Source organism: Prochlorococcus sp. MIT 1327, from assembly GCF_047304785.1.
GTDB lineage: Bacteria > Cyanobacteriota > Cyanobacteriia > PCC-6307 > Cyanobiaceae > Prochlorococcus > Prochlorococcus marinus_D.
Genome location: NZ_CP138972.1, coordinates 2,094,040 through 2,113,053, shown reverse-complemented (window position 1 = coordinate 2,113,053; position 19,014 = coordinate 2,094,040). Strand labels below are relative to the sequence as shown.

Annotated in this window: 23 protein-coding genes; 12 read left to right on the top strand and 11 right to left on the bottom strand. The window is 53.1% G+C overall.

Going from position 1 to position 19,014, the window contains the following annotated elements; translation table 11 throughout:
* The first annotated feature begins 93 nt into the window (after positions 1-93).
* The 4 genes from SIB80_RS10565 (at position 94) to SIB80_RS10550 (ending at position 2,076) form a co-directional block, all read left to right on the top strand.
* The gene (locus SIB80_RS10565; protein ID WP_063419791.1) at positions 94-552 is read left to right on the top strand and encodes a hypothetical protein; all 459 of its coding nucleotides are present in this window, start codon (positions 94-96) and stop codon (positions 550-552) included.
* Between the two features lie 266 nt (positions 553-818).
* Positions 819-1,406 (top strand): inorganic diphosphatase, encoded by a 588-nt coding sequence (locus SIB80_RS10560; protein WP_063419792.1) that lies wholly within the window; start codon positions 819-821, stop codon positions 1,404-1,406.
* Positions 1,407-1,534: 128 nt separating this feature from the next.
* Positions 1,535-1,861, top strand: coding sequence for a L,D-transpeptidase (locus SIB80_RS10555; RefSeq protein WP_255454372.1), 327 nt, complete (start codon positions 1,535-1,537; stop codon positions 1,859-1,861).
* The gene (locus SIB80_RS10550; RefSeq protein WP_268873909.1) at positions 1,858-2,076 is read left to right on the top strand and encodes a L,D-transpeptidase; all 219 of its coding nucleotides are present in this window, start codon (positions 1,858-1,860) and stop codon (positions 2,074-2,076) included. Before SIB80_RS10555 ends, SIB80_RS10550 begins: the two co-directional genes overlap by 4 nt.
* A 77-nt stretch (positions 2,077-2,153) precedes the next feature.
* On the opposite strand, the gene hemC is transcribed toward SIB80_RS10550, so the two are convergent.
* Together hemC and rpoD are read right to left on the bottom strand one after the other, a co-directional pair.
* Entirely contained in the window at positions 2,154-3,107 is a 954-nt protein-coding gene (gene hemC, locus SIB80_RS10545; protein WP_063419793.1) for a hydroxymethylbilane synthase, read from the bottom strand.
* A gap of 558 nt (positions 3,108-3,665) precedes the next feature.
* On the bottom strand, positions 3,666-5,000 hold the full coding sequence (rpoD, locus tag SIB80_RS10540) for an RNA polymerase sigma factor RpoD (RefSeq protein ID WP_063419794.1): 1,335 nt from the start codon (positions 4,998-5,000) through the stop codon (positions 3,666-3,668).
* Between rpoD and SIB80_RS10535 the strand changes: the two genes are divergently transcribed.
* Together SIB80_RS10535 and priA are read left to right on the top strand one after the other, a co-directional pair.
* The gene (locus SIB80_RS10535) at positions 4,912-5,139 is read left to right on the top strand and encodes a hypothetical protein (RefSeq protein ID WP_169246966.1); all 228 of its coding nucleotides are present in this window, start codon (positions 4,912-4,914) and stop codon (positions 5,137-5,139) included. The genes rpoD and SIB80_RS10535 overlap by 89 nt on opposite strands.
* 278 nt (positions 5,140-5,417) lie before the next feature.
* Complete coding sequence (gene priA, locus SIB80_RS10530) at positions 5,418-7,694, top strand: primosomal protein N' (RefSeq protein WP_063420004.1); 2,277 nt, start codon at positions 5,418-5,420, stop codon at positions 7,692-7,694.
* Positions 7,695-7,708: 14 nt separating this feature from the next.
* Here the strand turns inward: priA and SIB80_RS10525 are convergent, their stop codons facing one another.
* Genes SIB80_RS10525 through SIB80_RS10510 form a run of 4 tightly spaced genes read right to left on the bottom strand, consistent with a single transcriptional unit; the run spans position 7,709 to position 9,954 of the window.
* The gene (locus SIB80_RS10525) at positions 7,709-7,954 is read right to left on the bottom strand and encodes a hypothetical protein (RefSeq protein ID WP_236072640.1); all 246 of its coding nucleotides are present in this window, start codon (positions 7,952-7,954) and stop codon (positions 7,709-7,711) included.
* 19 nt (positions 7,955-7,973) lie between these two features.
* Positions 7,974-8,465 (bottom strand): hypothetical protein, encoded by a 492-nt coding sequence (locus SIB80_RS10520; RefSeq protein ID WP_063398274.1) that lies wholly within the window; start codon positions 8,463-8,465, stop codon positions 7,974-7,976.
* Between the two features lie 3 nt (positions 8,466-8,468).
* Complete coding sequence (argB, locus tag SIB80_RS10515) at positions 8,469-9,395, bottom strand: acetylglutamate kinase (protein ID WP_063419796.1); 927 nt, start codon at positions 9,393-9,395, stop codon at positions 8,469-8,471.
* Complete coding sequence (locus tag SIB80_RS10510) at positions 9,382-9,954, bottom strand: DUF2854 domain-containing protein (protein ID WP_063419797.1); 573 nt, start codon at positions 9,952-9,954, stop codon at positions 9,382-9,384. Before SIB80_RS10510 ends, argB begins: the two co-directional genes overlap by 14 nt.
* Before the next feature lie 53 nt (positions 9,955-10,007).
* Between SIB80_RS10510 and SIB80_RS10505 the strand changes: the two genes are divergently transcribed.
* A complete protein-coding gene (locus tag SIB80_RS10505; protein ID WP_063419798.1) occupies positions 10,008-10,208 on the top strand; it encodes a hypothetical protein in 201 nt (66 codons plus the stop codon).
* A gap of 9 nt (positions 10,209-10,217) precedes the next feature.
* On the opposite strand, the gene SIB80_RS10500 is transcribed toward SIB80_RS10505, so the two are convergent.
* Positions 10,218-10,700 carry a single-stranded DNA-binding protein gene (locus SIB80_RS10500; protein ID WP_011130634.1) on the bottom strand — a complete coding sequence of 161 codons (483 nt, stop codon included), beginning with the start codon at positions 10,698-10,700 and terminating at the stop codon, positions 10,218-10,220.
* Between the two features lie 29 nt (positions 10,701-10,729).
* Between SIB80_RS10500 and SIB80_RS10495 the strand changes: the two genes are divergently transcribed.
* Both SIB80_RS10495 and cutA read left to right on the top strand, forming a co-directional pair.
* Positions 10,730-11,551: a precorrin-6A/cobalt-precorrin-6A reductase gene (locus SIB80_RS10495; protein ID WP_063419799.1), complete on the top strand. Its 822-nt coding sequence runs from the start codon at positions 10,730-10,732 to the stop codon at positions 11,549-11,551.
* A 20-nt stretch (positions 11,552-11,571) separates the two neighbouring features.
* A complete protein-coding gene (gene cutA / locus SIB80_RS10490; protein ID WP_063398445.1) occupies positions 11,572-11,913 on the top strand; it encodes a divalent-cation tolerance protein CutA in 342 nt (113 codons plus the stop codon).
* 13 nt (positions 11,914-11,926) lie between these two features.
* Here the strand turns inward: cutA and SIB80_RS10485 are convergent, their stop codons facing one another.
* From SIB80_RS10485 to SIB80_RS10470, 4 genes are all read right to left on the bottom strand, one after another.
* Complete coding sequence (locus SIB80_RS10485) at positions 11,927-12,946, bottom strand: adenosine kinase (RefSeq protein WP_063415586.1); 1,020 nt, start codon at positions 12,944-12,946, stop codon at positions 11,927-11,929.
* 52 nt (positions 12,947-12,998) lie between these two features.
* Positions 12,999-14,318, bottom strand: coding sequence for an adenylosuccinate synthase (locus tag SIB80_RS10480; protein WP_196757106.1), 1,320 nt, complete (start codon positions 14,316-14,318; stop codon positions 12,999-13,001).
* An 87-nt stretch (positions 14,319-14,405) separates the two neighbouring features.
* Positions 14,406-14,846, bottom strand: coding sequence for a photosystem II protein Psb27 (gene psb27, locus SIB80_RS10475; protein ID WP_196757478.1), 441 nt, complete (start codon positions 14,844-14,846; stop codon positions 14,406-14,408).
* A gap of 28 nt (positions 14,847-14,874) precedes the next feature.
* A complete protein-coding gene (locus SIB80_RS10470; RefSeq protein ID WP_063419800.1) occupies positions 14,875-16,674 on the bottom strand; it encodes a proline--tRNA ligase in 1,800 nt (599 codons plus the stop codon).
* Between the two features lie 146 nt (positions 16,675-16,820).
* Here SIB80_RS10470 and SIB80_RS10465 point away from each other — a divergent pair, with 146 nt between their 5' ends.
* The 3 genes from SIB80_RS10465 to SIB80_RS10455 all read left to right on the top strand — a co-directional run bounded on the left by SIB80_RS10465 (position 16,821) and on the right by SIB80_RS10455 (position 18,595).
* The gene (locus SIB80_RS10465) at positions 16,821-17,285 is read left to right on the top strand and encodes a hypothetical protein (protein ID WP_063419801.1); all 465 of its coding nucleotides are present in this window, start codon (positions 16,821-16,823) and stop codon (positions 17,283-17,285) included.
* Positions 17,286-17,651: 366 nt separating this feature from the next.
* Positions 17,652-18,176: an inorganic diphosphatase gene (locus tag SIB80_RS10460; RefSeq protein WP_011130626.1), complete on the top strand. Its 525-nt coding sequence runs from the start codon at positions 17,652-17,654 to the stop codon at positions 18,174-18,176.
* A gap of 56 nt (positions 18,177-18,232) precedes the next feature.
* Positions 18,233-18,595 carry an arsenate reductase family protein gene (locus SIB80_RS10455; protein ID WP_063419802.1) on the top strand — a complete coding sequence of 121 codons (363 nt, stop codon included), beginning with the start codon at positions 18,233-18,235 and terminating at the stop codon, positions 18,593-18,595.
* Positions 18,596-19,014 lie beyond the last annotated feature (419 nt).

Below are 19,014 nucleotides of genomic sequence, written 5' to 3'. Positions count from 1 at the left end.
CAGGATCCGTGTCTCGGTTGCGCAGTTTTGGCTGGTGGGTAATGAGCGCATGAGGTGCTGGTCTTGTATCAATAGGGCAGTAGATCTTGTCCAATGCAGAGCAAGCCATTCACTCAAAAAGAAGGCACGCCGTTGTGGCTTCAAGTGTTCATCGTCAGTAGATGGCCCTTCGCTCTGGTGATTTCGATCGGCATGCTTTCGGCAACAGCGCTGCAGTTGCTCAGCCGGCCGATTCCAATTCGCATCGTTGGTGGATTACAAGTGGATCAGATTGATCTGCCCACCGTTGACATCAACGCCGAACAGCCACTCTCTGTGAACGGTGATGTGGCTGTTAAGAATGGCGTGACGATTAACTCCAATAAAGCTCTACCGATCCTCGGCCAAGTGTTGGTAGAAGAGATTAAAGGAAGCGTGAGTGTTGATGAAATTCGAACACCGGTGGATGTGGTGAATTCATCTCCTCTACAAGTGCAAGGTAGAGTTAATATTGATGGCAAGGTCAATGTGGAAGGGAGTGTGGGTGCTTCTGTTAAGCCCAAAATCTTCTGACTTGTTTCATGGAAGTAAAGAAGATGATTAGCTAGAGGCTTCTCTTTTAAAGTAGTTGTTGATTGATGTTTAGATGGTCAATCATTAATCTTTTTATTTGTTCTTTTAATCAAGCCAACTGCTCTGCCAGCTATTGGCTTATTTCCCTCTTGAAGCTTTGGATCGTGTTAAGCATCGTTTGTTGAATTAATCACTTTGGATTCGTTGCGGCGATGAGCTTGATCGCGGCGCCCCCGTAGGATGCGCCGCTGGCGACTTCGCTACTTATGGCCAACATCGATCAGGCTCCAAGCCGCAGCACTCCCAATCTCTTGCATGTGTTGCCTGCCTTTGCCGATGAATCGGAATTGCGGCTCAACACGATCGTGGAGCTCAACTCCAACACGATCAACAAATATGAGCTGATCACGGAAACAGGCCACCTCAAGCTTGATCGTGTCGGCTACTCCTCCCTGGCCTATCCCTTTGCCTACGGTTGCATTCCTCGTACATGGGACGAAGACGGTGATCCACTCGACATCGAAATCGTCAGTGTTACAGAGCCGCTGGTGCCTGGCTCGATTGTTGAGGCAAGGATCATTGGCATCATGACCTTTGATGATGGTGGTGAAGTCGACGACAAAGTGATCGCTGTACTGGCTGATGACAAGCGCATGGACCACATCACCAGCTTTGAACAGCTCGGAGAGCAATGGCTGAAGGAGACCCAGTACTACTGGGAGCATTACAAGGACCTTAAAAAGCCTGGTACCTGCAAGGTGAACGGCTTCTTAGGGGTGCAAAAGGCTGTTGAGATTATCAAGGCCTGCGAAGCCCGTTATCTCGCTGAGATCGATCCAAAATTGGTTGATTGATCCTTGCGGCAATGGTCGTTGGCAGCGAATGGACATTGCCTGAACGGTTTTGTTGCTCGCTGTTTATCTTGAGACTGATCAGTCTTTGCTGGCCCGTGTCAAGGCTGTTGTGCCGTCCGTTTTCGCTGTTGCCTGTTTCATTGATCTTGGCGGGAGCTGTTGCTTTGCCAGGCATGGTTCAAGCATCGCCTGAGATCTCAGCGGATAACACTGAAGCGTCTGCATCGCCTGAAGTCCCAGCGGATAACTCTGAAGTGTCTGTATCGCCTGAGATCAGTACGAAAGTTGTCTTGCTGCTTGGTCGTCGTGAAATCAGTGTGATCCGCGATGGAGAGAAGCTTGGCCCCTGGCCGGTTGCTATTGGTGATCCTCGTACGCCTACTCCTACTGGTGTCTTCAAGGTGGAGAACAAAGTGACCAATTCGCAATATCAGAGCACCAATTTGGGCGAGTGAATCCTGCGATTGGGGTTGCTAGCCCGCTTGGCGATCGCTGGATTGGCTTTCTGCAAAGTGGTCAGAACAAATTCGGCATTCATGGCACCCCATGGCCCTACTGGGTCAATGCAAAAGGTGCAGTCATCAATAGCTGTGTGCGCATGAAGCATGCGCATGTACGTCAGTTGTTTGACGTCGTCGAGGTGGGAACAGCTGTGGAAATCCTGCGCTGATCCTTTTCAGCGCAGCCAACAGACTTATGAGTGGTTGATTGATCTAGCTAGCTGGCTCAATAGAGATTGAGAGGAGTTCAGGTTTCTGGCCTGACAGCAGCGAAGATCTCCGCAAGGATCTCTCCAGCGCCTTGAGATTTCAGGGTTTCAGCGAGTTCCTTGCCGATGGTTTCACAGTGATCAAGTGGGCCGCGCTGCTGATCACGTATCAACCGCTTGCCATCCAAGCTGGCAACCATGCCCGTGAGCAGTAATTCATTGGCTTCGATGCGGCTATTGACTCCGATGGGGACCTGGCAGCCCCCTTCTAGTTCTCTCAGTAAGGCCCGTTCAGCAAGGCAGCGCTGTGCTGTTGGTTTGTGTTCCAGTGCCTTGATGACCTCGAGGACTTCGGGGTGTCCCTCCACGCATTCAATGCCTAGGGCTCCCTGGCCAACGGCATGAAGGGAGATCTCGCTGGGAATCAACTGATGAATGCGATCTCCAAAGCCAAGCCTTGTCAGACCTGCTGCTGCAAGGATCAGGCAGTCATAGTTGCCGGCATCCAGCTTTTCAAGGCGGGTGATCACATTGCCGCGCACATCCTTAAACACCAGATGGGGGTAGTGATGCCGCAATTGGGCGAGGCGCCGTAGCGAGCTTGTGCCAACGATTGCCCCTTCAGGCAGGGTGCTGAGTTGATGATCGGCATTCTTTTGATTCACTACCAGAGCGTCGGCTGGGTCTTCTCGCTCAGTCACGCACCCAAGCATGAGCCCTTCGGGAAGATTTGTGGGTAGATCTTTGAGGGAATGAACAGCGATATCGGCACGGCCGATCAGCATCTGAGCTTCAAGCTCTTTGGTGAACAGGCCCTTGTCGCCGATCTTGGCAAGGGCGACATCGAGGATTTTGTCTCCCTGGGTTGCCATCGCTTCCACGGAGATGGAAAGGCCAGGGTGTGCTTTCTCCAGTTCCGCTTGCACCCAATTGGTTTGCACCATGGCCAGCTGGCTTCGGCGGGAGGCGATGCGCAGTTGGGTGAGGACCATGTGTTCAGAACTCCAGCCCTCCAGATTAAGCAGTCGACCCCACGATCTTCGCGATGGGCTGATAATCCGTTAATGCTCTGAGGGAAGGGAGGTTTTTCGGTTGTCTGCTCAATCAATAGGACTTGTTCATTTCCTTTCCCAAGACCCGCAAGAGATGTAAGAGCTTCTGCTTGGAAAGCAAATATCACTTCCAAGCTATTGAAAAAGTGATCAGAAATATCTTTAGCTTGTCTCCGGATTGCATGCTGAAAAATAAAGTCGTTCCTAGTGAGTGACTTGATTGAATTTAACGCGGAGGCACTAACTTGATGGCCAGATTTTGATTTCTATCAGAAAGATGGAGGTGTTCTATGCCTAACATGAATGGTCATAGTGGTTAAAGTATTTTTAGTGCCTTTGATCGGATTGAGACTTGTTGCTTTTTTCGTGGCCTTAACCTAAATATCTTCGCTGCTCTACTGGCATTAGGAATTAAAGATATCAGTGGCTGAAAGGTCTTGGTCGCCTGCATTAAAAAAGGGGGCTTAAGCCCCCTTTTTGGATTGACTTTTAAATTCATTACTTGATGTATTCCTTTAAGACACCATTGCGGTTCGGGTGGCGAAGTTTGCGCAGGGCTTTTGCTTCAATCTGACGGATGCGCTCTCGTGTGACCTCAAAGATCTGTCCAATTTCCTCGAGGGTTTTCATGCGGCCATCGTCAAGGCCATAGCGCAGACGCAGAACATCACGTTCGCGGGGGCTGAGGGTTGCGAGAACACCTTCTAGATCTTCTCGCAAGAGAGTTTTGGCGACATCTTGTTCAGGATTCTCAGTATCAGATTCGATGAAATCACCAAGTCTGGAGTCTTCCTCTTTGCCAATCGGAGTCTCCAGGGAGATGGGTAGTTGAGCACTTTTTGCGATGAATCGAAGTTTTTCGATTGTCATCTCCATGCTTTCGGCAATTTCCTCTTCTGTTGGTTTACGGCCAAATTCCTGGCTCAGCACTTTGGTTGTTTTTTTGATGCGTGAGATTGTTTCGTAGAGGTGAACAGGAAGACGGATTGTGCGGCTCTGATCCGCAATTGCTCGGGTGATGGCTTGACGGATCCACCAGGTGGCATAGGTGGAGAATTTGTACCCTTTCTCGTGGTCGAATTTTTCGGCAGCACGAATTAATCCCAGGCTGCCTTCTTGGATTAGATCCTGGAAGGACAGGCCTCGATTCATGTATTTTTTGGCGATCGAAACCACCAGCCGCAGGTTGGATTGCACCATCTTTTCCTTGGCTCGGCGCCCCAGCATCAGGCGACGGCGGAATTTGATGTTGGGCATTTCAACAAGGGCAGCCCATTCCTTGTTGTTGGGGTAATGACCGTGATCACTATTGAACTGCTCTGCCAGTTCCTCTAGATGCAGGAGGTCAGCAATTTTGCGGGCTAGTTCAATCTCCTCGTCTGGACGCAACAGGCGGATACGGCCGATCTCCTGGAGATAAACCCGGATGGAATCTTCGGTGTAGACGCCTTTAGGACCGATCTTGATATTGGCTAGAGCTCTGGCCTTCGCGTCTGCTTCGCTGGTTGCTTTAGCAGCAGCTTGGCTGCTTTCAGTTTCAGCACTGGCCTTAGGGGCGCTTGCCGCTGCTGTAGCAAGAAGTTGGTCAGCCGTTAAATCAAGGTTTTTGCTGACAGTAGGGGTAGGGGTGGCTTTTGCTTTTTTTGCTTTGGGGCTGGACGCTTTAGCAGCAGAGCTAACCGGCTTGGCAGCAGTCTTTGCCTTAGGTGTTGTTGCCTTGACTTTCTTGGCTTTGGCTTTAACCGTGCCTTTGGCCACTTGGGGTTTGGCAGTCTTTGCAGAGGCTTTTGGCTTGGCCTTTGCAGCTGCTGCTTGGGTGGCTGCAGGACTCATGGCAGGTGAGGGAATTACAGAGGAAAGTGGGAATGAGGTAGCAGAACCCAGGCTTATGCAAAACCATGCAAAAGTGGCCACTGCAGCACCGACGGCTCAAAGCATCAGATCAGAACCTCATAAACAAGTGATCATCTGAGCTAGAAGTAGCCTGACGATCCTGTGATCCAGGTTGAGACTTGGGATGCTCTGATTTGGAGCGAAAGGAACAGGGAATGTTTTTGTGGACCAAAGCAGGGCTGTCAGGGGCTTTCTCAGACCGACCGAACTTTTATAGAGGGTTCCCTATTAGAGGCTCGAATTTCGTGTCTTCCCACTGGACGGAACTCTGCTTGGTTCCGACGACAGCCTTTGGACTGTCCAACATTCATATTCTAAAAAAAACTTGTGACGCCTGCAAGTCTTGATCCGGCTGAACTGGCCCGCTGCCCTTCCGAACGCTGCGCAGAGGTGGACGTATGGGTGGAGGCAGGTCGTGAAGGGCGGTGTTTCACCTATGTGGACAGCAGACGGTTAGGGGTGGATTTAGGGGATCTCGTGGTCGTTCGCCTGCGGGGACGAAGGATGCACGGCCTCGTGATGGATCGGCGGATCTCGTCTCCTGTTGATCGTGGCCAGGACTCTGGGAGTGAAGCACCGCCGCGTCACTTAGAGGCCATCGAGGCTCTTGTGCAGTCTGCGGCGGTAGATCCTCTCTGGTTTGGCTGGATTGAAGCGATGGCTGTTCATTGCCATATCAGTTCATTTCGCATGCTTAAAGCAGCTTTGCCGCCTGGTTGGCTCGGTCAGCGGCAGTCTCATCAGGCGGAGCCCCGTCGACTCTGGTGGATTCAACTCGAATCTTCTGCGATCAATCCCCAGAATCTTCCTCAGCGTCAGGCTGATTTGCAGGCGGCCTTGGCTGCAGGGGGTGGTGGTGCATGGCAGAGGGATCTTCAGGCTGCTGGCTTCGGCTCTGGTCTTGTCAATGGCCTCATCAAGCGAGGTCTCATTCGTAGGGAAAAGCGTCAACCTACTGATGCCTCCAACGGGCTTTCCTGCTCAGATGCTTGTGATCAGGATTTGGAGGTGCCTCAGTCTCTGACTGTTGAACAGCAGGAGGTTGTGGAGGCTTTCCAATCCCAGCTTCTTGGCACTGGGATGCTGCTTTGGGGGGTGACAGGCTCGGGCAAGACAGAGGTTTACTTGCAGCTTGCGGCAAGAGAACTGCAAGCCGGTCGTCATTGCTTGATTCTCACGCCGGAGATTGGTTTGATCCCTCAGTTGGTCGATCGTTTCCGTCGCCGTTTCGGAACCAAGGTTCTGGAATATCACAGTGGCTGTTCCGATCGTGAACGGGTGAGCACCTGGCGGCAGGGGCTTACTGCTGCCACTCCATTGGTGGTGGTTGGTACTCGTTCAGCAGTCTTTTTGCCATTGGCACCATTGGGTTTGATCGTGCTTGATGAGGAACACGACAGTTCTTACAAGCAGGAGTCACCCATGCCTTGCTACCACGCCCGTGATATGGCCATGGATAGGGCCAGGCGAACTGGCGCCAGGGTGGTGCTGGGAAGCGCTACGCCTTCGCTTGTCAGCTGGAAGAACCTCGCTCCTCAAGGCCAGCTTGTCTTGGCTCGACTGACCCGTCGCATTTCCGATCAGCCCTTACCGCCTGTGCATGTGGTTGATATGCGACAGGAATTGGCCGATGGCCATCGTCGCTTGATCAGCCGTCCATTGATGGAACGTCTTTCGGCATTGCCTGAGGCCGGTGAACAGGCGGTGGTGTTGGTGCCACGACGCGGCTACAGCAGCTTTTTGAGTTGTCGTAGCTGTGGAGAGGTCGTGCAGTGTCCTAACTGCGATGTGGCGCTTACGGTGCATCGCAGTCGTCAAGGGCACCAGTGGTTGCGTTGCCATTGGTGTGACCATCGCGCTGAGGTTGAGTCCAGTTGCCATAAATGTGGATCGAAGGCTTTCAAACCCTTCGGTGCAGGCACGCAGCGCGTGATGGAGCATCTCGTTGAGGAGCTTCAGGGTCTGAGGTTGTTGCGTTTCGATCGTGACAGCACCGCTGGGCGTGATGGGCATCGCCGTTTACTGGAGCAATTTGCAGCAGGGGAGGCAGATGTGCTGGTTGGCACCCAGATGTTGGCCAAGGGTATGGATTTGCCTCGGGTCACTCTTGCGGCGGTGTTGGCAGCAGATGGTTTGCTGCATCGCCCTGATTTACAAGCTGGAGAGCAGAGCTTGCAACTTTTGATGCAATTGGCTGGTCGTGCAGGACGTGGCGAGCGGCCAGGTAATGTGCTTGTTCAGACCTATTGCCCTGATCATCCTGTGATTCACCATTTGGTGGATGGTTGCTATGGCGAGTTTCTGAAAGAAGAGGCCTGTCTTCGTCATGAGGCTGGTTTGGTGCCTTATAGCCGGGCCTGTTTGTTGCGTTTGTCAGGTGATTCAGCTGCCGTGACAGCCACAGCTGCTGCGGTCCTCGCTGAACAGATCAAACCCCTTTGTGAGGCTCAGGGTTGGTGTCTTGTAGGACCAGCGCCAGCTCCGATTGCACGGGTCGCTGGTCGAAGTCGTTGGCAACTGCTATTGCATGGTCCGGAGGAGAGTCGTTTGCCGCTGCCATCAGGATCGACTCTTTGGAATGGATTGCCCCGTGGGGTTTCCTTAGCGGTGGACCCAGATCCAATTCAGCTTTGATTAGGCCATCATCTTCAATGGTTGATGTTGTTGGAGGTCCGTTCGAGGGGCATTTTGAGCACGCCGAAGCCGAGTCTGAGCTGAACGTTTTGCAGGATCAGGCTGGTCTTCAACAGCTCCATTACCCAAGGGTTGCCAACCTCGAGTCGGCTGGAGCGTTTGCGATCAAGGTCTAGCTGCTGAGGGTCGCCTTGCTGTAGAGGCCAACTCAGATCCCCGTCAGGGTTGTTGGTGAGTCTTTGGCTGGTTACTGGGTTCACTCGTTTGGCCTTAAGAGGCTCATCTCGGTGGTATGGCCAAGCCACTGAGCAGCATGGTTAACCCGATGAGAACGAGCAAGACCAAGATTAAGAAGCCCAGATTGGGGGCTTTTGTTGGTCCGGTGGCTGGCGGTGGCGGCGGTGCTGGCCGCAGTGAAGGTCGACGGGCTGAGACAGGGCGTGCAGCCGTTGTGGCTGTCATGTTTAAGTTCGGCAAGCGTATCGACCAGTTGGCAGGCCGTTGCAAGCTTGGTGCTTCCAACACGATCAGTAGCTGTTTCGCGTTCTGGCGAAGTTCGAGGTCTTTGCAGCGGGTGAGAAGACGACAGGTTGCGAGGGCCTTGCGCTCGTCGCCTTGCCCCATCCAAGCAGTAACCATCAGCATTCTGATCCTGGCCCCCTCCGCATGGGGCAGTGGATGGTTTGCTGCCAAAGGCTCTAATAGAGCAAGGCTTTGGCCATAGTCTCCGCGGGCGAGGGCGGCTTCAGCCTCGGCCAGATTCGCGTGCATCGCTCAGCTTCGACCGACCACCATGGTGCCGATGCCGGCGTCGGTGAACACCTCGAGAAGCAGGGCGTGTGGAACACGTCCATCGATGATATGGGCAGCGCCGACCCCTTGAGCTAAAGCTCTGATGCAGCATTCGGTTTTTGGGGTCATGCCGCCAGTCACCACCCCTTCAGTGATGAGCTGGCGTGCTTCAGAGAGACGCAACTGATGAACAAGGGAACTTGGATCATCCCGATCTAGCAAGATGCCTGGGGTGTCGGTTAGCAGGATTAGTTTCTCTGCTTCAAGAGCGGCGGCGATCTCACCGGCGACCGTGTCTGCATTGATGTTGTGTGAGCAGCCCTCAACAGTGGCCGCCACACTTGAGATTACTGGTACATAACCCTTTGCGAGAATTGGTTCAAGTACATCGGTGTTGACTCGGGCTACATCTCCGACGAGGCCATGGCTGCCGTCGCCCCAGGGTCGGGCTTCAACCAGACTCCCGTCACTGCCACTAAGGCCAACAGCCTTGGCCCCCAGTTGGTTGAGGCCATTAACGATTTGCTTGTTAACGCGTCCAACTAAGACCATTTCCACCACGTCCATGGTGTCTGCATCGGTAACGCGAAGGCCATCGCGGAATTGTGCTGGGATCTCAAGCCTTTCCAGCCATTGATTGATCTCTGGTCCGCCGCCATGAACCACAACGGGCTCTACTCCAACACTGACGAGTAGGGCAAGGTCGCGAAAAACCGCTTCCTGCAAATTGGCGTGGGCCATGGCGGCTCCGCCGTATTTGATAACAATGCGCCGTCCGCTAAAACGTTGGATGTAAGGGAGGGCTTCGCTAAGCACAGAAACCCTGAGGGAGTCATCCTCTGTAAGCCTTCTCGCGGAGTTGGTTTGGCAGGGCTCAACCAGCGCTGCAGCAGATTTAGCTGACTCCATCTTGACCTGCTAGTTCATCATCCTTGTTGATTGGCAGCAGGATGAGATCCAGAACCCCCGCGCTTGGAGATTTCAGTTCGGCGTGCAGGCCTTTGGCAAAGAAGCGGCCCAATCGTTCCTGGCGTTCCTGCCAGAGATCGAGTGGCACAGCACCCAGATTGAATCTCAACCGTACGCCGTACCCCGCGGCAGTTTCTAGTTCTTCAATCTCTTGGAGCTGAGGGGGGTTGTCTTTATCCCAGAGTTTGAGCGCTTCTAAGGACGTCTCAAGATGGGCTTTCTGTCCATAACGCCAGCGGGTTACATCCCAGACGAGTTTGCCCAGTTCAGGTGCTCCCTTCTCCCTGGCTTGACGCAGAACTGCGGCTGGAGTGACGCGTTTAGCAGGGGGGAGTTCAGAGGATTTTAGTGCTAGTCCTCCTATGAGGATGGGCACTCCATAGAAGATGGTTGGCAGGCTGAGGTTGGCATTGCCATTTGTGTAGGCCACCGCACCAACAACTGCAAGTACACCACCTGCCACGGTGACGAGGCTGCCTGGAGAGAACAGATCATTCATGGCGTTTATTCTGACGCTTTAGCCTCCAGGCTGAGGGTAAGGATCCGTTGCAAATGGCTTCAGTTCATCCCTCTGATAGCGACTTATCTGAGTTGATCACTCAGTTGGATGCTGATCGAGCTTGGTTGCTGGAGCAGATTGATCGTGGCCGTTGGGTTGAGTTGCGCCTTGACTTGGCTGCTCTGGAGAGGGAATTGGGCCAGCTGTTGACTCGAGCTGCCGAGGGCCTTGAAGACGAGAACAGCTTCGGGTAATGAATGCGTTCAGAAGGGAATGTCATCGGTGTCTGGCACCAGTGGGGCACTATTCCAGCTGGCAGCTTCTGGTTCTGCAGTTGTTACCGGTTTGGGTGTTGGCGTCTCGGCTATCGGTAGAGGTCGTGAGGTCTGGTTGGTTGTAGTGCTAGTAGGTCGTTCTGGGCTACTAGCAGTTTGACCAGCTTGGCCGGAGAGGGAATGAAGACGCGCGAGCGTGAATTCGGCGCGCTTTTCCTTGGTGCCATCTTGGCGGGGAACTGTGTTCATTCGTAGTCGCCCTTCAATCACAAGCCTTTGGCCAACTTGGACGCGGTTTTGTAGATCCTGGGCAAGGTTGCCCCATCCCACCACCTTGAGTTGACCAGGGGCAGTGTCGACACGAAGTGCATCGAAGCGCACCTCCATTTCGGCGATCGGTGTTTGGTTGTCTTGGGTATAACGAATGGTTGGTGCCTGGATCACTTCCACTTCAAGTACGCAGTGGTTCATGTCCTTCCCTTGGAGTGAGAGTCATTTTGATGCAAGGTTGCAGGAATGACCAGCCGCATGTCTGGTTGCTATCTGGGACTGGTGAAGGACCTGTTTTGGTGGCCGCTTTGGTGGCTCAGGGATGGCGAGTCAGTGTCAGTGTCGTCAGTGCTAGCGCCGCAGGGGCATACGCAGGTCTGTCCTTGGAAGATCTTTGGACGGGCCCCCTCGACGGAGTGGAAGGGATACTCGGGGTGCTTGATCAGGCTCGTCATCGCCATCAAGGTTTTGATTGGGTGGTGGATGCGACCCATCCCTTTGCAGTCAAGATCAGTACGGATCTGCAGCGGGCCTGTCAGGAATTCGCTCAGCCTTTGTTGCGCTTTGAGCGTCCCATGGAGGGTTGTGGAGAAGCATCCCTGATCGCGAGCTCGGCTGATTTGGCAAGGCAAACATTGCAAGGAAGTCGATTGTTGATGGCTCTTGGGGCAAGGCATCTTGGCCAGGCTGTTAGGGCAGCTCGTCAGGCTGGAGCTCAAGTGTTTGCTCGTGTGCTTCCTTCGCCGGAAAGTCTTCGACATGCTTTGGCGAGTGGCTTGCCCGAGCACCATCTGGCTGTGGTGCGTCCGCTGCAGGGGCAATCTCATGGCGAACTGGAGTCAGCCTTGTGCCGGCGCTGGTCGATTACAGCAGTGGTTTGCAGGCAGTCGGGGGGGGTGACGGAGCAGCTCTGGCACAAGATCTGTCGGCAGCAGGGTCTTGGCCTTTGGTTGATCTCCCGGCCACAGCCCTGCGGTGCAGCAGAAGCCATCGGTAGCGTTGAGAGCCTGCTCAATCGGCTCTCAACCGATCCAGTAGCTCCACTGTGCTGACGTTCTTCGCAAAGGTCTTCATGGTTGATCGAGGATCCTCATCGACACTGGTTTTGGTGTTGACCACAGAGGCAAACGCAAACCTGGCCGAGGGATTGGCCAATGAGCTCTTGGCTCGCAGGTTGGCGGCCTGCGTGAGTTTGCAGCAGATTCAATCCCACTACTGTTGGCAGGGGAAGCTGGAACGAGCGCAGGAAGTGCAATTGCTGATCAAGACCAGTCAGGATCAGCTGGATGCACTGCATCAGACGATTAAAGAGTTACACAGCTATGAGACCCCAGAGTGGATTTACTGGTCAGCCACTGCAAGTGATCCTTACGCTGCTTGGGTAGCAGCAGCTGTGGAACCTGTTGAAGGGTGAAACAGCCCTTTAATTAGTTCAGATGCTTCGCTACTAATTCCGGAAGCGACACCTGTGAGCGAGGACCGAGTTGAGTGATCACCTGGCCGGCGCAGATGGATCCAATTTGTCCACAGGTTTCCAAAGGGGTTCCCTGGGTGTAACCGTGTAGGAAGCCACCGGCGTAGAGATCACCTGCACCTGTGGTGTCAACCACGTTGCCAAGTTTGTAGGCAGGAATATCCCAGCGTTGATCACCAGCGAGCACGACAGATCCGTGCTCGCTGCGGGTGAGGGCTGCCACCTTGCAGCGGCCTTTCACTTCTTCCAATGCAGCCTCGAAGCTGACACTCTTGTAAAGAGAGGTGATTTCGCTGTCGTTAGCAAACAGCAGATCAACGTGGCTATCAACCAGCTCGAGAAAGCTGTCGCGATGCCGATCAACGCAGAAGCCATCGGAAAGAGAGAGGGCTACTTGGCCTCCTGAATCACGACAGACTTGTGCGGCAGCGATGAAGGCTTTTTTGGCTGCCGGACTGTCCCATAGATACCCCTCGAGGTAGAGCACCTTGGCTTGGCGAACCATTGACAGGTCTAAATCTTCAGGGTCCAGCTGGACCGAAGCTCCTAGATAGGTACACATGGTGCGTTGCGCATCAGGGGTGACCAGGATCAGACAGCGAGCCGTAGAAGGACCATCACTTGCTGGTGGAGTCTCGAATCGAGCGCCTACTGAACGGATGTCGTGGCTAAAAATGCTGCCTAGTTGATCATTTTTGACACGACCGATGAAGCCTGCCTTCCCGCCGAGCTGCGCCAGACCTACCAGGGTGTTGGCGGCCGATCCACCTGAAGTCTCTAGACCTGGTCCACTGATGGAGTAAAGCGCTTCTGCTTGGGCTTCATCCACCAAGGCCATATTGCCTTTACTCAGACTGTGCGCATCAAGGAAGGCATCGTCTGCCTGCACCAGCACGTCCACGATGGCATTGCCTATTCCAACCACATCGAGAGGACGATCACTGAACCTGGGGATAGCCATGGAGGGATGCATGGGAAACCTCAGAAGTATCGATCCCCGTCCACCAACTGTTTTGAGGAAGGGCTTAGGCGCTTAGGAGAGCCCGTTTGGGACCGTGGATCGGATCTTCTACAACGATTGTTTGATCACGGTTGGCACCTAGGGAGACGATGGCAATCGGCACTTCCATCAGGTCGGCGAGGAAGCGCAGATAGTCCATCGCTGTGGTTGGTAGGTCTTCAAGACGGCGGCAGTCTGCAGTGGAGCATTGCCAGCCTGGCAGGGTCTCGAAGATTGGATGACAGCGGGCAAAGTCTTCTGCGCTGCTAGGGAAGTGTTCAATTCGTTCACCATTGAGTTCGTAGGCCACGCACACTCGGATTTCGTCGAGCTCATCAAGCACATCGAGTTTGGTAATCGCCAGGCAATCCAGGCCATTCACTGCTACTGCGTAACGACCAATGACTCCATCGAACCAGCCGCAGCGTCTGCGGCGGCCTGTGGTGGTGCCGAATTCACCTCCCCGGTCACAGAGCTGTTCATTGATGCTTCCTTCCAGTTCTGTAGGAAAAGGACCTTCTCCTACACGGGTGGTGTAAGCCTTGGCAACACCGATCACTCGATCGATCAGCGTGGGTCCGACTCCAGCTCCGATGCATGCACCGCCTGAGATTGGATTGGAGGAGGTGACATAGGGATAGGTGCCGTGATCAAGGTCTAAAAGGGTCCCTTGAGCTCCTTCAAAAAGAATGTTTTTGCGGCTGCGGGCAGCTTGATGAATGGTTTGAATACAGTCGACAACGTGTGGAGCAAGCCTTTGGCCATAGCCGAGGTATTCCTCGATGACCTGCTCTGAGTCAAGTGGTGCTACTCCATAAATTTGTTCGAGTAGACGATTCTTTTCTTGTAGAGGGCCACGCAGTCGTTCTCGTAGTCGTTGGCTATCTAAAAGATCCAGTACGCGAATGCCGTTGCGTTGGGATTTATCGGCATAGGTGGGACCGATGCCCCGTCCAGTAGTGCCGATACGTTGATCGCCACGTTGTTGCTCCATCGCCTCATCCAAGAGGCGGTGATACGGCATCGTTACGTGGGCAGTCGACGCCAGTTGAAGACCTGAGATATCAATGCTGTTCTCAAGCAGCATGTCTAGCTCCTTGAGCATCACTTTGGGATCGATGACTGTGCCAGAGCCGATGAGGCAGATTGTTTCTGGGTAAAGGATTCCTGAGGGAATGAGGTGCAGTTTGAGCACCTGGTCATCCACAACGATTGTGTGGCCGGCATTGACGCCACCTTGATAGCGGACGACAACATCAGCTGAACGGCTTAGGAGATCGGTGATCTTGCCTTTTCCTTCGTCACCCCACTGCGCACCGATGACGACAACATTGGCCAAGGACACTGCGGCCCGAAGCCGCCGTTATTCACAAACGGGGATCTTCCCAGATATCCCTGCCTTAAGTCAAACAGTGATTACCTAGCAGTTGATTTATCTGCCTCTTAATACAGTTTGTTCTGCCTTGGCAAGTTCTTTAGTGATCCGATTTTGAAGTTCTTCCGGTAGGGGGCGGTTGGCGAAGTTGTTGTAATGACCAGCTAGAGAATTGAGGGCTGTCTGCATGGTGGTGAAGGACTGCAGGTTATTCACCTTGGAGCGAGGCCGATATCGGGCGATGTAGTTGTAGCTCAGGTCACGAGCCTCCTCTTGCGCTGCTGAAAAGCCTTCGTCGTCCGAGGACAGGGCGATTGCGTCTTGCAGGTTGTGAGCCACGTTGACTGTGTCGTCTACATAGTTTCCGGACAATTGGATCTCGGCTGCATTGGCGCTTCCGTTGGCTGTGAGCATCAGGCAAAGGACAAGGCAGATTGCCAATCCTGCCCGCATCAACTGCTTGGCCATGTGATGCAAGGCAGTAGTCATCCGGTTCATTCCATTCCCAAGAATTTTAAATGGCTGGTCAGACCCTTGTGTTTTGGTTCGCTGCTATCTCTTTAACCAGTGCGGTAAAGGCCTGTTTTGCAGAAAGTATTTGAACCTTGCGGCTGGATCTTTGAATCAGTTCCACCTGCCCCTTGACGGCATCTCTGCCAACCACGACTCGCCAAGGGATACCGATCAGATCAGCATCTTTGAATTTCACGCCGGCGCGTTCAGTCCTGTCATCAAGTAGCGCTTCGATATCAGCTGCTTGTAGTTCGCTGTAAAGCTGTTCGGCCAGCTTTTGCTGAACCTCATCCTGGATGTTGGCTACCACGATGATGACCTCAAATGGGGCTATAGCTAGAGGCCAATTCATGCCAGCTTCGTCATGGTGTTGTTCCACAGCGGCCTGGGCAAGTCTGGAAATCCCGATGCCGTAACACCCCATCCAGAAAGGCTCCTGAGTGCCCTGGTCATTGGTGAAACAGGCCTCTAGGGCTTCTGAGTACTTGCGACCTAATTGGAAAATGTGTCCTACCTCAATGCCTCTTCTCTCCTCCAGAATCTGGCTGGAGTCATGGATACAGCGATCGCCAGCCTGCGATTTGCGTAGATCGACGCTTTTGGGCACTTCCCCGAGTTTTGACCAGGTCATGCCAGTTCGATGCTGATTGCTTTGATTGGCACCGCAGACAAAACAGTTCAGCTCAGTAGCTGTCGGGTCAGCTAGGCGTAGGAAATGTTTTGTCCAGCTTGTGGCTCCGCTTAACAGGGCATCGTCTAGGTCAGGCCCTATCGCCCCAAAGGGCCAGGCTTCAAGCTTTTGTGCAGTGATTTGATCGGCGCTGATGGGGGCCACATCGAGCACCCCCTTGTTTAGTTCCCTGCTTAGGGCGTTGATCAGCTTTACCTCATTGAGTTGCTGGTCTCCTCGGATGCTTACAAGGACTGGTTGAAGTTCACCATCTTCGATGCGGGCCAGCATGACCAGCACCTTCACCACTTGAGACGGAACAAGGCCCTGGGCGGTACACAGTGTCTCGATCGTTCCCTGTTCGGGTGTATCAAGCAAGGCAACTTTTGAAGCAGGCAGGGGGATGGCTTTTGGTGGATGAGAGACGGCCTTTTCTTGGTTGGCGGCGTAGAGGCCATCACCACTGATCAGGATCAGGTCTTCGCCAGCATCCGCTGTGACCATAAATTCTTGAGACGAGGCTCCACCGATGGCTCCGCTGTCGGCTTCCACGGCGACGGTTTCGAGTCCGCAACGGGAGAAGATTCGTTTATAGGCCTCATCCATGGCTCTGTAGGTCATGGCGAGGTCTGCTTCGCAGGAATGGAAGGAATAGGCGTCCTTCATGATGAATTCGCGGCCGCGCATCAGGCCAAAACGTGGGCGGATCTCATCGCGGAATTTGCTTTGGATCTGATAGAGCGTTACAGGAAGCTGTCGATATGAGCGCAGCAGGTCTCCGGCAAGACTTGTGATCACCTCTTCATGGGTGGGGCCGAGTCCGAGTTCTCGTCCTTGGCGGTCTTCAAGGTGGAACATCAGGCCTTCGCCGGCCGTATACCCCTGCCATCGGCCACTACGCCGCCAGAGTTCTGCAGGCTGCAATTGAGGTAACAAGGTCTCCAGAGCACCAGTGGCATCCATTTCCTCCTGCACAATCGCTGTGATTTTGCGCAGGACCCGCCACATCAGGGGTAGGTAGGCATAAATGCCTGAAGTCACACGACGGATATATCCCCCTCTGAGCAGCAATTGATGGGAGGCGATTTCCGCGTCAGCTGGTATGTCGCGCAACGTCACCAGCATCAGGCGGGAGACGCGCATGAATCGGACCTCAGTGGATCGGGGAAGCTACCATCCGCGGTCTAAAAAGCCGATCGCGAAACTGTCTCAAGGCGCCGAATCGGCCTGTACGAGATGAGTCTCACCTGCTAATGTCGCGCAACATTAAGAAGCGGGTAGTAGATCTCATGTTTGATGGCTCGGTCAATTCTGATTCTCCTCTGCCCAGCCCTTCTTCAGATTTAAGCAAAGATATTAATGCTGTGATGGCTCAATCTGATGCGCTTGTTGGGATCGATGACGTTCAGAAGTCTTTGAATCGTTCAAGGGCTTCGGTGTATCGCTACACAAATACAGATCCACGCAACCTCAATCCTTCGTTTAATCCTCGCAAGCTCAATCCTGAGTATCGAAGCGATCAGAAAGATCCCCTTCTTTTTCATCCAAATGAAGTCGCCCGTTTCGCAAAGGATGTTTTAAGGATCAAAGAAGTCACTGTTGAGGTTCTTAATTCCCCCTCAACAGCAACGCAACAGGTTCTTGGATCAATCCTTGAGGAGCTGCGTGCGATTAGGTCACAGCTTGATGGATTGAATGATGCACCGTCAGATTTGGCCGCTCATCGGGAGCGGCAGGATCGTCCTGCTGCATAACGTCTCTTTCGGTGACAGAATATTTTGTAGCGGTTTCCGGCAATGGCTTGCCCAGACCCTGAAATCGCCCCGATGAAGGTGGCTGATGCTATCCCTTACACCGGGTCGTTCTAAACCACCCCTGCATGGATCCTGACCCAGCCTCAGTTGCAAGCCCCTCGTCTAAGGGTGAGGAGTCGTCCAGATCACATCATGATTCTGGTCTCATTGGACCAGATCCTGAAGATCCTTTCAGTTTGAGTGCGCCTTCGATTGCGTTGCTGGGTTTGACTATTGCCATCGCAACCGTTGGAGTACCCCTCGCGGCAGTTTTGACAGATCGGTCTGCGGGGAGGGAAAGCATGGTTCCCACAGCCTTGGAGAAAGATGGATCTAAGCTCTCTACTCCCATCTCCTTCACCCGGGTTGGTCAACCTGTTGGTGGAGATTCCGGCGGGAAGCCGGAACAAGTACGAATATTTCGATGAGGCTGGTGTGATGGCCCTCGATAGGGTTCTTCATTCCTCGGTTCGCTACCCGTTTGATTACGGCTTCATCCCCAACACCCTTGCTGAAGATGGTGCACCTCTTGATGCAATGGTGATCATGGAGGAACCCACATTTGCTGGCTGTCTGATTAGGGCACGACCAATCGGGGTTCTTGATATGCATGATTCCGGGGCTTATGACGGCAAGTTGTTGTGTGTTCCCGTTGCTGATCCCCGTCAACGGTCGATCAGCAGCATTCGGCAGATTTCAGCCAGTCAACTGGAGGATGTGGCTGAATTCTTCCGCACTTACAAAAATCTTGAGGGGCGAGTTGTTGATATCGGTGGCTGGAGAGATTCAGAAGCTGTTGAGCCTCTGTTGGAGACCTGCGCCAAAGCTGCGCAGGTTAAGCTGAAAAAGTAACTATGAACCCTAATCGCTTGATTGAACGAGTTCATTCTTTGCTGGCCAGTTAAATCATGCTCAACTCAATAAGGATTTATAGCTATTCGCGCTGCGCTACTTGTCGGAAGGCCTTGACCTGGCTGCAGGAGCATCAAATTGTGCATGATCTTTTCGACATCGTTGAGACACCTCCTAGTCGAGAGATGCTTCGTGGCGCCAGTAAGCAGTTAGCAAGCCGCAAACTTCTCTTCAACACAAGTGGTGTAAGTTATCGCTCGCTTGGCGCGGATGCAGTCAAGGCCATGAGCGATGACGAGGCGCTCGATGCACTTGCCTCCGATGGCAAGTTGATTAAACGTCCTTTCTTGATCACTGAAAATGGCAGTGTATTGGTGGGCTTTAAGCCGGATGTCTGGGCTGAGGTGTTGCTGCCTTGAAGCGTAAACCCTTAGAAATAGGAGTATATTTCGGCAAAAATAAATGTTGTTTTGATGCGATGAATTTTTTGTAGGGCTGCTAAAGGGAAAATGACAAAAGAGATCGCGAACGATGGACGTGCGATTATTGCTATTCGCAATTTGTAAAAGCCAGTAATCAATAGCCTGAAGGATGATTCGTATATTGTTTGTTCCTGGGGGATTGACTGCCATAGCAGGTGTATTACGGGCCATGAGTCATCCCTGTGCGCGAATATAATGGCCTTGTCTAAGTATTTATCTACTTTATCTGCAAGTTGATGGCAGCCTGTAAAGGATAGGGTTTGTTATCTATTCATGCTGGTGGAAGGAGATGGTTTGTGTTGGATATTTCTAGATAAAGCAGCAAGTTTTTTCAAAGAAGTTCAATTAAGTGGATC